Origin of the sequence: Actinomycetospora sp. TBRC 11914 (assembly GCF_012933465.1) — a bacterium.
Lineage (GTDB): Bacteria > Actinomycetota > Actinomycetes > Mycobacteriales > Pseudonocardiaceae > Actinomycetospora.
The window spans coordinates 41,344-55,135 of the sequence record NZ_JABBND010000004.1 but is presented as its reverse complement, the minus strand read 5'-3'; the positions used below and the strand labels follow the sequence as shown (position 1 = coordinate 55,135).

At 75.2% G+C, this 13,792-nt stretch carries 11 protein-coding genes; 7 read left to right on the top strand and 4 right to left on the bottom strand.

What is annotated here, in order from left to right; genetic code table 11:
- Positions 1 to 69: 69 nt before the first annotated feature.
- The 5 genes from HH311_RS09820 (at position 70) to HH311_RS09800 (ending at position 3,791) form a co-directional block, all read left to right on the top strand.
- The gene (locus HH311_RS09820) at positions 70 to 1,134 is read left to right on the top strand and encodes a glycosyltransferase family 4 protein (RefSeq protein WP_312030049.1); all 1,065 of its coding nucleotides are present in this window, start codon (positions 70 to 72) and stop codon (positions 1,132 to 1,134) included.
- 29 nt (positions 1,135 to 1,163) lie between these two features.
- Positions 1,164 to 1,889, top strand: a complete 726-nt coding sequence (locus HH311_RS09815; protein WP_169183472.1) for a bifunctional 2-polyprenyl-6-hydroxyphenol methylase/3-demethylubiquinol 3-O-methyltransferase UbiG — start codon at positions 1,164 to 1,166, stop codon at positions 1,887 to 1,889.
- Between the two features lie 78 nt (positions 1,890 to 1,967).
- Positions 1,968 to 2,579, top strand: coding sequence for a methyltransferase domain-containing protein (locus HH311_RS09810; RefSeq protein ID WP_169183471.1), 612 nt, complete (start codon positions 1,968 to 1,970; stop codon positions 2,577 to 2,579).
- Positions 2,576 to 3,355, top strand: coding sequence for a glycosyltransferase family 2 protein (locus tag HH311_RS09805; protein ID WP_169183470.1), 780 nt, complete (start codon positions 2,576 to 2,578; stop codon positions 3,353 to 3,355). The genes HH311_RS09810 and HH311_RS09805 overlap by 4 nt, the downstream gene beginning before the upstream one ends.
- Position 3,356: 1 nt before the next feature.
- Positions 3,357 to 3,791 carry a DUF2304 domain-containing protein gene (locus HH311_RS09800; RefSeq protein ID WP_169183469.1) on the top strand — a complete coding sequence of 145 codons (435 nt, stop codon included), beginning with the start codon at positions 3,357 to 3,359 and terminating at the stop codon, positions 3,789 to 3,791.
- On the opposite strand, the gene HH311_RS33205 is transcribed toward HH311_RS09800, so the two are convergent.
- Positions 3,720 to 4,739: a glycosyltransferase family 2 protein gene (locus HH311_RS33205; protein ID WP_169183468.1), complete on the bottom strand. Its 1,020-nt coding sequence runs from the start codon at positions 4,737 to 4,739 to the stop codon at positions 3,720 to 3,722. The two genes, HH311_RS09800 and HH311_RS33205, sit on opposite strands and share 72 nt — an antisense overlap.
- Complete coding sequence (locus HH311_RS33200; RefSeq protein WP_169183467.1) at positions 4,736 to 5,989, bottom strand: hypothetical protein; 1,254 nt, start codon at positions 5,987 to 5,989, stop codon at positions 4,736 to 4,738. The genes HH311_RS33205 and HH311_RS33200 overlap by 4 nt, the downstream gene beginning before the upstream one ends.
- Positions 5,990 to 6,155: 166 nt before the next feature.
- Between HH311_RS33200 and HH311_RS09785 the strand changes: the two genes are divergently transcribed.
- On the top strand, positions 6,156 to 8,177 hold the full coding sequence (locus tag HH311_RS09785; RefSeq protein WP_169183466.1) for a DUF6541 family protein: 2,022 nt from the start codon (positions 6,156 to 6,158) through the stop codon (positions 8,175 to 8,177).
- 67 nt (positions 8,178 to 8,244) lie between these two features.
- On the top strand, positions 8,245 to 10,152 hold the full coding sequence (locus HH311_RS09780) for an arabinofuranosyltransferase (protein ID WP_169183465.1): 1,908 nt from the start codon (positions 8,245 to 8,247) through the stop codon (positions 10,150 to 10,152).
- 4 nt (positions 10,153 to 10,156) lie between these two features.
- Here HH311_RS09780 and HH311_RS09775 read toward each other — a convergent pair whose 3' ends face one another.
- The gene (locus HH311_RS09775) at positions 10,157 to 11,626 is read right to left on the bottom strand and encodes a hypothetical protein (RefSeq protein WP_169183464.1); all 1,470 of its coding nucleotides are present in this window, start codon (positions 11,624 to 11,626) and stop codon (positions 10,157 to 10,159) included.
- A 130-nt stretch (positions 11,627 to 11,756) separates the two neighbouring features.
- Positions 11,757 to 13,634 (bottom strand): glycosyltransferase, encoded by a 1,878-nt coding sequence (locus tag HH311_RS09770; RefSeq protein ID WP_312030048.1) that lies wholly within the window; start codon positions 13,632 to 13,634, stop codon positions 11,757 to 11,759.
- Between the last annotated feature and the right edge of the window lie 158 nt (positions 13,635 to 13,792).

Below are 13,792 nucleotides of genomic sequence, written 5' to 3'. Positions count from 1 at the left end.
GCCATCGCGCGCAGGGACCCGACCGTCCGGAACGATCTGGTCATCGTCCTGACCTACTACTCGCCCTACGTGTCCGGTCTGACGAACGTCGCCCGGGACGTGGCCGAGGGGCTCGCCGCCCGGGGGTGGCGGGTGTGCGTGGTCGCGAGCAAGCACGATCCGTCGCTGCCGACCCACGACGTCGTCAACGGGGTGCGGGTCGTGCGGGCGCCGGTATTGGCGAAGGTGGGCAAGGGCACCGTCGGGGTCAACCTGACACGGATGGCGCTGCGCGAGATGCGCCGCTCCCGGGTGGCGAACCTGCACCTGCCGCTCATCGAGGCCGGCCTGCTCACCCGGCTCGCGCCGATCCCCGTCGTCTCGACCTACCACTGCGACGTGAGCCTCCCGCCCGGCGTCGTCAACGTCGCCCAGCGGGAGGCCGTCGACCGGTCCAGCCGGGCCGGCCTGCGGAGCTCGGTGGCGACCGTCGTGTCCACCGAGGACTACGCCCGCCGTAGCCGGCTCTGGCCGGTGATCGCCCCGAACATGGTCGCCATCCCGCCGCCGTGCATCCCGGTGGGCGCGGGCGAGCCGACCTACCGCCGCGGCCGCGGCTTCCACGTCGGCTTCCTGGGGCGGATCGTCGAGGAGAAGGGCGTCGAGCACCTCGTCGACGCCTTCCTGGCCCTGGACGACCCGGACGCGCGGCTGCTCATCGGCGGCGAGCACGCGTCGGTGGCGGGAGGCAGCGTGGTGGACCGGGTGCGCACCCACGCGGGCGACGACGACCGCATCGACCTGCTCGGCTTCGTGCCCGACCAGCGGCTCGCGGAGTTCTACGCCTCGATCGACGCGTTCGCGCTCCCGTCGGTGAACGCGTTCGAGGCGTTCGGGATCGTCCAGGTCGTCGGGATGCTCGCGGGGGTCCCGGCGCTGGTGAGCGATCTCCCCGGCGTCCGGCTGCCGGTCCAGCGGACGGGGTTCGGGACGGTCGTGCCGGCCGCCGACGTGACCGCGCTGCGCGACGGGCTCGCCCGCCTGCGGGACGATCCGCCCGACCCCGCCGCCGGTCGCGCCGCCGCGACCGAGGCGTTCAGTGTCGAGTCCGTGCTCGACGACTACGAGGCGGTCTTCACCAAGGCCGCCGGCTGACGGACCGCGACCCCCGGGAGAATCGCCCCGTGACGACCGAACGCGACATCGACGACGTCTCCCGCACCTGGACGAAGCTGGGCGGGGAAGACCCGATGTGGGCGGTGCTCACCGACCGCGGGAAGAGCCGCCGCCGCTGGGGCCCCGAGGAGTTCCTGGCCACCGGGGTGACCGAGATCGAGGCCGTCCTGGCGCGCCTGGCGGAGCTCGGTCTCGACGTCGGGCGCGGGCGGGCCCTCGACTTCGGCTGCGGCGCCGGCCGGCTCTCGCACGGGCTGGCCGTGGCGGGCTTCGGCGAGGTCCTCGGCTGCGACATCTCCCCGACGATGCTCGCCAAGGCCCGCGAGATCGTCCCCGACGCGGCCTGCCGGTTCGTCCAGGTCACCGGCTCCGACCTCGCCGCAATCGAGACCGGCTCGGTCGACCTCGTGTACTCGTGCCGGGTGCTGCAGCACATGCCGCCGGCGCTCGCGCACGGGTACGTCCGCGAGTTCCGGCGGGTGGCGCGGCCGGGCGGCGTCGTGGTCTTCCAGATGCCGACCCGCCCGTCCTCGACGGTGGCGGGCCGGGTGCTCGGGGGGCTGCCCGTCCCGGTGGCCCGCGTCCTGCGGCGGGGCATGGAGATGCACGGCACGCCCGAGCCCGAGGTGCGCCGGCTCGTGGAGTCCCTCGGCGCGCGCGTGGTCGCCGCCGACCCGGACACCAGCGCCGGACCCCGGTGGGACAGCAGGCTCTACGTCACGACCGGCGCCTGACCTGGGCGGACGTCCGTTCGGGTGACCCCGTCGGGGTGCCGCGTCGGCGCGCGCAACGGCTCTCACTACCCTCACAGGGTGGCCTTGGGCACAGGCGGTACCGAGAGTCGCACCTACACGGCCCGGCTGGTGCGGCTCGAACGCGCGGGCTGGAAGCGCGCGCTCGACGTGCAGGCGCCCTACCGGTGGAACCTGCGCCGACTGCTCGGTGACCGCCGCGTGCTCGACGTCGGGTGCGGGATCGGGCGCAACCTCGTCTCGCTCTCGGCGGACAGTCTCGGGGTCGACCACAACCCCACCTCCGTCGAGGCCTGCCGCGCGCGGGGCCTGCAGGCCCTCACGGTGGACGAGCTGGAGGGCCGTGCCGACGAGCTGCACGGCGCCTTCGACGGCCTGCTCGCCGCGCACCTGCTCGAGCACCTGACGCCGGGCACCGGCGCCGAGGTGCTGCGCCCGTACCTGCGCTTCCTGCGACCGGGCGCGCGCCTCGTGCTGATCTGCCCCCAACGACGCGGCTTCCGGTCGGACGCCACCCACACCGAGTTCCTCGACGACGCGGCGCTCGCCGGGGTCGTCACCGCCCTGGGCGCGCGGCTCGACGCCCAGCGCTCGTTCCCCTTCCCGCGCCCCCTGGGGCGGGTGTTCACCTACAACGAGTTCGTCACCGTCGCGACCCTGGAGGACGTATGACGGCGACCGCTCCCGCCGCTCCTCCGACCCGGCAGCCGCACGCGCCGGTGCTCGTCGTCCTCCCGGCCCTCAACGAGGCCGAGTCGATCGGGCGGGTCGTCGCCGAGGTGCGCCACCACCAGCCCGGGGCCGACCTGCTCGTCGTCGACGACGGGTCGGTCGACCGCACCGCCGACGTCGCCCGCTCCGCCGGTGCCCGCGTGATGTCGCTGCCCTTCAACCTCGGGGTGGGCGGGGCGATGCGGGCCGCCTACCGGTTCGCCTTCGAGGAGGGCTACGACTGCGTCGTCCAGGTCGACGCGGACGGCCAGCACGACCCGTCGGACATCGCCCGCCTGCGCACGGCCCTCGCCGACGCCGACATCGTCGTCGGCGCGCGGTTCGCGGGCGTCGGCGACTACGTGGTGCGGGGTCCCCGCCGGTGGGCGATGCGGCTGCTCGCCGCGACGCTCTCGCGCCTGGTGGGCACCCCGCTGACCGACCCGACGTCGGGCTTCCGCATGGTCAACGGCCGGGCGCTGTCGCTCTTCGCCTTCGACTTCCCGGAGGAGTACCTCGGCGACACGGTGGAGGCGCTCGTCCTCGCCAGCCGCGCCCGGCTGCGGATCGCCCAGGTGCCGGTGGCGATGCGCGAGCGGACCACGGGGGCACCGAGCCAGAACGCCTTCCGGTCCTCCGCGTACCTGGTGCGGGTCGTGACGGCGATCGTGCTGGCGGTCGCGCGCCGCGCCCCGATCGCCCGGCCCGGATCGACGGTCGAGGCCACGGCGACCTGAGATGGCCCGGCTCACGATCGTCACGGTCGTCGTGGCGATCCTCGCCTTCGTCCTCGTCTTCGAGCTGCTGCGACGGCGGCGCCTCCGTCAGAAGTACGCGTTCCTCTGGGTGCTCGTCGCCGGCGTGACGGTGCTCCTGTCGGTCTTCCCCGAGGCCCTCGCGCACGCCTCGGCGCTGCTCGGCATCGCGGTGCCGAGCAACCTGCTCTTCCTCGTCTCTCTCCTGATCCTCTTCGGCGTCTCGCTGCAGCTCTCGATCGAGGTCGGGGTGCTCGAGGAGCAGACGCGCCGGCTCGCCGAGGAGATCGGCGCCCTGCGGCTGCGGCTCGAGGAGGTGGAGTGGCGCAGCCGGCTCGACCCGACGTCAGACCAGGCGGCGGACGAGGCGCCAGTACCCACCGAGGACGACGTTGACGGCCCGCGCCGCTGCGGCTGACCCCACGACGTGGGGCGCGAGCTCCGGCGTCAGGACCGTCAGCCACTCCCGCTCGGGCACCGTCCGCTCGGCGGCGAGCAGGCGGCGGCGACGCCGGAGGTGGTCCCGGTGGCCCAGGACCCAGCGCCAGCCCCGGACCTTCTCCCGGCCCCAGCCCTGGACGGTCGCCAGCACCAGCAGCGCGGCCTCGAGGGCCAGGAAGAAGGGGGCGAGCAGCACCAGCGCCCGCGGGCTCCACAGCGTCGCGACCATCAGGAGCCGGTTCCGCTCGAGGAGGTACATCTTGCGGGGGTTGCGGGAGAACTCGTAGTGGTGCAGGGCGACGGCGGTCGGCACGCACCGGGCGGCCAGGCCGAGCCGCCGGCAGCGCAGGCTGAGCTCGGTGTCCTCGAGGTAGGCGAAGTACTCCTCGTCGAAGCCCTCCACCCGGTCCCACACCTCGCGGCGGAGCAGGAGGCAGGCGCCGCTGGCGGACGCGACGTCGTAGGGCGCGCGCCGCGTCTCGGGCTCCTCGATGCCCCCGGCCCAGCAGGTGCCGAGGACGTGGACCGGGTTGCCGCCGCTGTTCAGGATCCCCGGCCGGTCGGCGAACCGGATGCTCGCCATCACCGGACCGACCGCGGGGTCGCGCGCGACGGCCGCGAGCGCGGCCAGGGTCTCCGGCTCGACGAGGCAGTCCGAGTTCACCAGCGCCAGGTACTCGCCGCGGACGTGACGGGCGCCGAGGTTGCAGCCCCCGGCGAATCCGGTGTTCGTCCCCGGCCGCAGGACCTCCAGGTCGTCCCGCTTCGCCACCGGCTCGAGGTCGGCGGCCCGGCAGCCGTTGTCCACGACGACCAGGTCCACCTCCACGCCGTGCGAGGCGAGGACGGAGTCCACGCACTCGGCGAGCCAGGGCTCGTCGCCGTAGGCGAGCACGACCACCCCGAGCGTCGGTCGTGCGGTCACGGGGCGTCCCCGTGGCGTAGCGCCACGACCTGGATCCCCAGTACGACGACGGCGGCGAGGAGCTGCCCGAGCGCGGCCCCCAGGACCGCGTCGGGCAGGACGAGGGCCGGGACGACGAGCACGACGGTGCCGACCGCCCACGACGCCGCCACGAGCACCGTGCGTCCCGCGGCGAGCAGGCGGGTCTGTGTGGCCTGGGCGACGAGGCCGACCGCGACCGACAGCGCCAGCGCCGCCAGGATGCCGCGGGCCGGTGTCTCGCTCACCGCGAAGAAGACCCGGATCACCGGCGGGGCGACGAGGACGCTCCCGACGACCCACACCACGACCGCCGCCGCGCACACCGCCACCAGCCGCGTCGTCGCCCGGCCGCGGCGCGTGCCCGGCTCCGCGGCCGCGAGCCGGGGGAGGACGAGGGCCTGCACCGCGGGGAACGCCATGACCGGCGCGCGCAGCAGCACCGCGGAGGCCGCGAACGCCGCCGCCAGGACACCGTCGGCGGTGCGTCCGGTGGCGACCACGGGCCCCAGGTTCCACACGGCCTGCGAGAACAGATAGAGCGACGAGCCGGCCGCGAGCGTCGCGAGACCGACCCGCGCCACCGACCCCGTCCCCGGGTCCGGGCGCAACAGCCGACGCACCGAGGTCCGGGCGCGCCGGGTCACGACGGCCGTCAGCGCACCGGCCAGCGGCGCGGCCGCGAGCACCGCGGTCCAGGCGGGCAGAGCGTTCACGCGGGCCACGAGCAGTCCCGCGGCACCGAGCAGGTAGACCGCCGACTCCACCGCGAGGGTCGTGGCGAACAGCCCGTACCGCTGGTCCCCGGCGAGCGGCCCTCGCACGAGCGAGGACACGGCGAGCGTGAGCGCGGCGACCAGCAGCAGGACCAGCTCGAGCCAGCCGCCGACCACGTGGGCCACCCACGGGCCGGAGACGACCAGCGCGGCGCAGACGACGGCGAGCAGGACGAGTCCACCGCGCGCGACCGAGCGGACGGGGCCCGCGATGCTCTCGCCGCGCGCCCGGCTGCGGGGCACGGTGCGGGTGAGCTCCAGCTCGAGGACCGCGAACGTGCCGCGGCCGACCGTGTTGGCGAGCAGGTAGAAGGACGTGAGCGCGGCGAAGGCGGCACCGTCGAGCACGTGCCCGGAGGCCATGAGGAGCAGGTAGGCCGTGCCCGCCACGAGCACGAGGGAGACGGGGACGGCGGCCTGGGCGCCGAGGGAGCGGCGACGCACGGGGACGGTCACGTCGTTGCCCCCTCCCCGGCCGGTCCGGTCCTCGCCGGACGTGACGGCGACGATAGCGCCGGTCGCGGTCGGCTCCCTCGACGACATCCTCCGGTCGGCGGAGGTGTCCTCCGCGGCGTGGTCCCCGGTCCTCGCTAGCCTCGCAAGCCGGGGGGAGGGAGGCGCCGTGGTCCCCGAGACGCTCGCTGTGGTCGTCGCGCTGCTGGTCGTCCTGGTCCCGGGCAGCGCCGCACTGGTCGCGCTGGGGGTCGGGCGCCCCCTCTGGGTGGCGGTCCTCGCGGCGCCCTCGTCGGTCGCGGTCGCCTCCGTCACCGGGGTGGTCACCGGCGTCGTCGGTGCACGGTTCGGTGTGGTGGCGCTGGGTGTCGCCTCGTTCCTCCTGGCCGCGGTCGGGGTGCTGCGCCTGGTCCTGCGCACCCGCGGGCGCGTCCGCGAGGTCCGGCCGCGTCGCACGCGGCGGGCCGGGGCTGCCGTCCTCGGGGTCGCGACCGTCGCCGTCGCCGTCGTGGTGAGCGTCCTGACCTGGCTCGGCGGATTCGGCTGGTCCCTGCGGACCTACCCGCAGGAGCACGACATGATCTTCCACCTCGCGCTGTCCTCGTACATCGCGCGGACCGGCGTGGGAGCGCCCTGGGAGCTGGCCCCGACCGACGTGCTGACCGGCGGGGGAGTGCTGTTCTACCCGGCGGGGCTGCACCTCCTCGCCGCGGTGGTCACCCAGCTGACCGGCAGCGTCGTCGTCGCCGTCAACGCCCTCGCGCTGGTGCTCGTCGGCGTGGGCTTCCCCCTCGCCCTCGCCGTCCTGACCGCAGCCCTCGGCCGGGCCGCCGGCTACGCCCGCGACAGCGCGGCCGGTGCGGGCGGGGTCGCCGCCGTGCTCGCGGCGACGATGTACCGGCCGGGCGTCCAGCTCGCCCACGACGGCGGCATCCTCCCCAACGCCGTGGCGTTCACGCTGGCCGCGCTCGTGCTGGCCGCCCTGGTCTCGTGGCGGCGGGTACCGCGGGCGGTCCTGCTGGGGGCCGGCGTCGCCGCGGCGGGTGCCGCGGCCGTCCACCCGAGCGCGCTGGTGACGATCGGCGTCACCGCGGTCGTCTACCTGGCGGTCGACGTGCTGCGCCACGGGCGGCGGGATCTGGCCCGGTTCGTCCGGGCGTTCTGGCCGGCCGCGGTCCTCGGCGTGGTCGTCGCCCTGCCGACGCTCCTCGCGGGCTCCTCCGCGGTCGCCGCGACCACCGCCTTCGTCACCGCCACGCCCAACCGCCCCGTCGCCCTCGCCGTCGGCAAGGCGCTCACGTTCGCCTATGGGGGGTACCTCGACCCCGACAGCGCCCGGTCCCAGGTCGCGGCCGCCGCGCTGGTCCTGGGGGGCGTCCTCGTGCTCGTGGTGGCCCGGCGCTGCGGTGCGCTGCTCGTCGCCGCGGCGGTCTGGCTCCTGGTCGTCGTCTCCTACTTCGTCGGCCCCGGCAAGGGGCCCGCCGGGATCGTCACGGGGTTCTTCTACAACTCCGAGCCGCGGGTGTGGTCGCACCTGACGCTGCTCGGGGTGCCGGCGGGGGCGCTCGGGCTCGCGCTCGCCGCGCGGTGGATCGCCCGGCGGGTGCCCGGTCGCACGCCCGCCCTCGTGCCCTGGGTGACGTCCGGCCTGTTGCTGCTCCTGGTGGCCCTCTACGCGGTCGGGCCGGGCTACGGGTACGCACGGATCGACGAGAACGCCGTCGCGTCCCGGTTCACGACACCGGACTTCACCCGCGTGGACGCCGACGACGAGGCCGCGGCGGCCTGGCTCGCGGGCCAGGTCCGGCCCGGCCAGCGCATCCTCAACTCGGCCAACGACGGCTCCACGATCCTCTACACCGAGTACGGCCTGCCGATCGTGAACCTCGCGACCCTCGGGAGCGCGAGCGCGCCGTACACCTACCAGCTGCTGGGCGGGTTCCGGGACTACCCGAGGGACCCCGTCGTCCGCCGCGACCTGCGCGACCTCGACGTCGACTGGCTCTACGTCGACTCCCGGGCCCCGGCGATCGGCGTGGGCGGGGCACCGTTCGGCTGGCCGCAGGCGGACCGGCTCACCGTGCCGCGCGGCTTCGAGGACCTCGACGGACTCCCCGGGCTCACGGCCGCGTTCCGCGCCGGCACGGTCACGGTCTACCGCCTCGACCCCGCGGTCGTCGCGCGCCTCTGAGGGTGCACCGGGCGCCCCGCGCTACCCTCGGTCACCCGCGAGCGCCGAAGGAGTACCTGGTCGCCCGATGTCCACGACCGGACTGCGCAGGACCACCATCCCGGCGGCGCCCGCCGTCCAGGCCCTCCGCCGGGCTCCGGGATGGTGGACCACCGTGGGCGGGCTCCTGGTCGCCCTGGGGTGCTCCCTCGCCGCGCAGGTCGCGATCAGCCGGCTGCGGATCCCGTTCCCGACCTTCGCCGCGACGGCGATCGCGGCGACGCTCAGCGCGGTCGTCGTGGCCGCCCTGGTCGGCATCGCGGCGTCCGGCCGCCGGGCGGGAGCCGCCGCGGCCACCCTCGCCGTCCCCGGCCTGTTGGCGCTGCTGGTCACGCTGTGGCCGGGCCTGCTGCTGCAGGGCACGCACTACTACCTCGGCGGCATCTCGATCGACCAGAGCTTCCGCACGCAGGCGCTGGCCCGCTACGCGGCGACGTCGGCGCTGACGGACATGAACTACCTCGACCTGCCGTCGTACTATCCGGCCGGCTGGTTCTGGCTGGGCGGGCGCGCGGCGGCCGTGGTGGGTGTCCCAGCGTGGGAGTTCTACAAGATCTGGGCGATCCTCACCCTCGCCGTCGCCGCGTGGGCGGCCTTCGCCGCGTGGCGACTCGTCGTGTCTCCGGCCCGGGCGGTGCTCGTCGCGACGGCCACCGCCATCGTCGGCCTCGGGGTCTCGTCGGCCGAGCCGTACGCCTGGCTGCTCATCGCGCCCATGCCGGCGGTGGCGGTGATCGCCTGGGGAGCGATCCGGGCGGACGCGCACCGGCGTCGCGGCCTTGCCCTCGTCGCGACCGGTGTCTACCTCGGCGTCGCCGCGGTGACGTACTCGCTGCACGCCGGGTTCTTCGGGGTCTTCGTCGTCCTGACGGCCCTGGTCCCGACGCTCGGGCGCCCGGCGCGCCACGTGCTCCCGCGGATCGGGCGCGCCGCCGTCGTCGTCGTGATCGGCCTGCTGCTCGCGCTCGTCGTGTGGGCGCCCTTCGCCCTCGCGGCCCTCGGGCGGGGACTGCCACGCAGCGACGCGCAGCGCTACCTGCCCTACGACGGCAGCGTGTGGACCTTCCCCATGCTCCAGCCGTCGTCGATCGGCGCGATGTGCCTCGTCGGGACGCTCGGGATCGTGCTCGCCTGGCACAGCCACGCGCGCCTGTCGCGGCCGCTCGCCGTGCTCGTGCTCCTCGTCTACGCCTGGTTCGCCCTCACGCTGCCCGCGCTGCTGGTGGGACAGACGACGCTCGCGTTCCGGCTCACGCCGCTCGTGGAGCTCGTGCTGGTGGTCGCGGGAGTCCTGACGGCCGCGGAGGCCGTGCTCGTCGCCGGGGCGCGGTGGCGGGCGGTGCGCTGGCGCGCCCTCGGCGGGGTGCTGGGCGTCGTCGTGCTCGCCGCCTGCGCGCAGGGAGCGCTCTCGGCGAACGACGTCGCCGTCCAGGAGGCGTACTCCGACCCGTACCCGAGCACGGGCGCCCCGGCCGTCGGTGCGTTCGACCCCGCCCGCGTCGACTCGTGGGCGCCGCAGCTCGTGGCCGCGGTCGACCAGCTCTCGGGTCGCCCCGCGGACGCGACGGTGGTGCAGGGCGGGCCGACGCAGTTCTACGTGGAACAGCCGTTCCACGGCTTCCAGCAGTCGACGCCGCACTACGCGAACCCGCTCGCGCAGTACGAGCAGCGCAACGCCGCGTTGCGGCAGTGGGCCGGTGCGACCGACCCCGCCGACCTGCTCCGGCGCCTCGACGCCTCGCCGTGGCCGGCGCCGCGGGCGTTCCTGTTCGGGCGGGGACCCGACGGGACGTTGACGACGACGATCGTCCACGACGTGTTCCCCCGGTACCCGAACGTCGCGACCGAGACCGTGGCGTTCCCGTCCCGGTTGTTCGACTCGCCGGCCTTCGCGCGCCGGGACGTCGGGCCGTGGACGGTCGTCGTGCGCCGATGACCTCCTAGGGGACGGGCTCGACGAACACCCGGCGGGAGTCGGTCGGGTTGCGCGGGTCGGCGGGGTCGGGCCACGACCCGTCGAGACGGAAACCGGGTCCGTTCGGCCCGGGGGTGTCGAGACCGGACGTCACCCGCCACGTCGCCCGGACCGGGGCGCGGCGCTCGAGGTGCCGGTAGTTCCAGGTCAGGAGGGTGCGGGCGGGGCCCGGCACGGTCGCCAGGACGCGGTCGAGCGCGGCGGGGAGGTAGCCGCGGTCGGACAGGCCGTCGACCACCGCGCAGCGGCAGAAGTACGCGAGCGTCCCCACCTCCCCCGGGCTCTGCACCACTGCCCCCTCGGGGAGGGTCGCCGCGAGTGCGCGGTACTGGGCCTCGCTCGCCCAGTTGATCGAGACCGGGGCGCGGTCACGGACCACGCCGTGCTCGACGAGGAAGCCCGCCGACACCGCGACGACGGCGATGCTCGACGGCACCAGGAGCCACCACCGGAGCCCGCCCCCAGCGAGTGCCCGTGCGGTGGCCAGACACCCCAGCATCGCCAGCGCGCCGACCGCCGGTCCGTAGTACCAGTGGTAGATCCAGGTGCCCAGGACCGAGAGCGCCACCACGTGCAGCGTTGCGCCTCCCGCCCAGAGCCGGGCGGCCGGGTGCCGCCACCAGAACGGCAGGGCGAGGACGCCGACGAGCGCCGGGAGGAGCGAGAGCGCGATCGCGGCGGGCTCGTGGGAGTAGTGCACGAGCAGCCCCTGCGCGAACCCGGCGCCGCCGTACTTGAACACCCACGTGTCCGGGATCAGCGATCCGAGGTGCCACCAGGCGAACGCGGCCCAGGGCAGGTACGTGACGACGGCCGCGACCGCGGCACGAGGCAGTCCACGCCCGCACGACACGAGCAGGAGCAGGGCCACGACCCCGAGGTCCGGTCGGCAGAGCACCAGCAGCCCGGCGAGACACCCACAGGCCACCATCCGCCGCTCGGTCAGGGCGGTCGCGGCGAGCGCGAGGAGCGCGAGGGCCACGTAGGTCTCGAGCCCGATCGTGGAGACGAGCAGCGGTGAGGTGCCGAGGACGGCGACGGCGAGATAGGGCGCGGCCGGCGCCCCGACCGAGCGGCCGAGCCGGTGCAGACTCCAGCCGACCGCGGCCAGGGCGAGAGCGGTGAGCAGTCCGGCGGCCACCACCGCGTCGCGCACGACCGCCGTGAGGCCCGCCAGCAGCAGCACCTGCAGCGGGGACGTGGCGGTGTTCGCCGGGATCCCGGCGACCATGCCCCACTGCCCGTGGAAGGCCAGGGTCCGCGCGTAGGAGAGGGTGATGAAGGCGTCGTCCACCAGCGCGTGGTGCATGACGAACCACGCGGCACCACCCACGACCGCGCCGGCGGCGGCCGCGAGCAGCCCCCGCCCCCGTCTCAGGGCCGTGTCGGGGTCGACCGAGGTCCGCGTGAGGACCGGCAGCGCGGGACGGGTCATGATCGCCGTTGCTCCCACCCCGGCAGGATCACGAGCGCACCGGCTCGGTGACCAGCTGACTCACCGCCACCGACGGGTACAGCACGGCTGACCGGGAACGCGCTCACGGCCCGACGCCCGGACGCGGCCGTCAGCCGATCCCGAAGAGCCGGCGCCAGTTGTCCTCGCCCACCAGCCGCGGCACCGCCTCGCGCCACCGCGCGGCCGCGGCCTCGCCCTCGCGCACGAAGCGCCAGAGCACCCGGGCGCCGTCGACCCCGAGGCGCTTGAACGCCTCCGGGTCCCGGTGGCGCAGCCGCACCCCGCCCTGGCCGGCGTCGGTGACGGCGACCCGGTCGAAGAGCGACACGTGCCACCAGTGCGCCTCGCCCGCCCCGACCGCCCCGACCGGGTGGGGCACCCGGCCGAGGGCCTGCTGGACCAGCCGCTTCGCCATCACGAGGTTGGTGCGCGAGGGCTCACCGCCCGCCCGCACGATCGGCATCTCGCTCGCCCCGAACCCCGGCGCCGAGTCGACGGGGTGCATGACGGTCTCCGGGTACGCCGAGCGCTCGCCGCGGATGCGGGCGGTGGCCGCGACGCCGCCGTCGTCGAGCACCGACGGCCCGGCGAGGAAGTCCTCCACGGCCCGGATCAGGGTGGCCGCGAGCCCGTAGTTCATCGACACCAGGTAGCGCGCCAGCAGGTCGCCGAGGGTCCCGGCGAGGTGGCGCACCGGGAACCCGCTGTGCAGCGCCGAGGTGATCATGGCGTTGCGCAGGTTGAAGTAGCGGTGCCAGTCGTCCCAGTCCTTCCACGGGAAGTCGGCGTGCCACAGCCCCGCGCCCGGCAGGGTCACCGTCGGGAACCCGTGCGCGCGGCCGCGGTAGCTGTACTCGACGTCGTCCCACTGGAAGAACAGCGGCAGCGGGTAGCCCATCGACCGCGTGACCTCGACCGGGATCAGGCAGGACCACCAGCCCGTGTAGCCCGCGTCGACCCGCCGGTCCTGGACGTTCTTCGTGCCGTCGGGGAAGTAGGCGGTCACGTCCGACTCGCCGACCGCGCCGGGCGCGACGTGGCCGTTCGTCAGGTCCTCGAGGACCGCGTACTCCGCGCCCGCGAGGACCTGCGTCGGGTGGAGCAGGTTGAGCATCTGGGCGCCGACGATCGTCGGGTGCGAGGTGTACTGCGCGAACGCCGCCAGCCGCACGACGACCTCGGGCTCGCAGCGCACGTCGTCGTCCATGAACAGCGCGTCCGTGGGCACGTCGCCGGCGGCCCGCACCACCTCGTGGAGCCCGCGGGTGAACCCGCCCGACCCGCCGAGGTTGGGTTGGCGCAGGTAGCGCAGCGTCGGGCCCATCGCCTCGCGTACGTCGTCGAACGCCGCGCGCGACTCGACGGGGTCGGTCCCCTGGTCGACGACGATCACCTCGTCGACGACGCCGAGCACCTCCCGGTCGTCGGCGAGCGCGGCGAGGGTGGCGGCGCAGTCGTCCGCGCGGTTGTGGGTGCAGACGACGATGCTGGTGTGCCGCCGCACGGCCGGCGCCTCGACGGTCCAGCGCGCGTCGTGCAGCAGGAGCTCGGCGTCGTCGGTGACGATCTCGACCCACAGGCCGCCGCCGTCGAGGAAGCGGTCCAGGCGCGCCTCGAGGCGGACGTCCTCGGTCCGCGCGTCGTGCACCGCCACGGTGCGCGGCACGCCGTTCGTGTCCGAGGCGCGCAGCATCACCCGCCCGGCGCCGCTGATGCGGCCCTCGAAGCGCACCGAGCGCGCCGTCGTCCAGCGCTGCCAGTAGGACGCGGGGAAGCGCCCGAAGTAGGTGTTCGTCGACAGCCGCCCGAACGTGCCCACCCGCACGTGGCGCCGCCGCCGCTCGGCGTGCCCGGCGAGGACCTCGACGTACATCTCGTCGGGGATCTCGGCCGACGGTCCGGTGAACAGCCCGCGCTGCACCACGAGGCGCCCGGGGGGCGCGGCGGAGCCGGGGCTCGTCGTCGACACCGTCTGCACGTCCGTCACGCTCCGCACCTCTCCCCCGACCGGTGCGCTCACCGCCGGTGGGAGCGCGTCGTCCTCCTCCCCGCAGGGTAGGAGAACCCGCCGCGCCGACGAGCACCGCGTGCCCGGCGAGCCGCCGGGACGGGGGTAAACGCCGGGCCGATTCGTGGTGGGCCGTA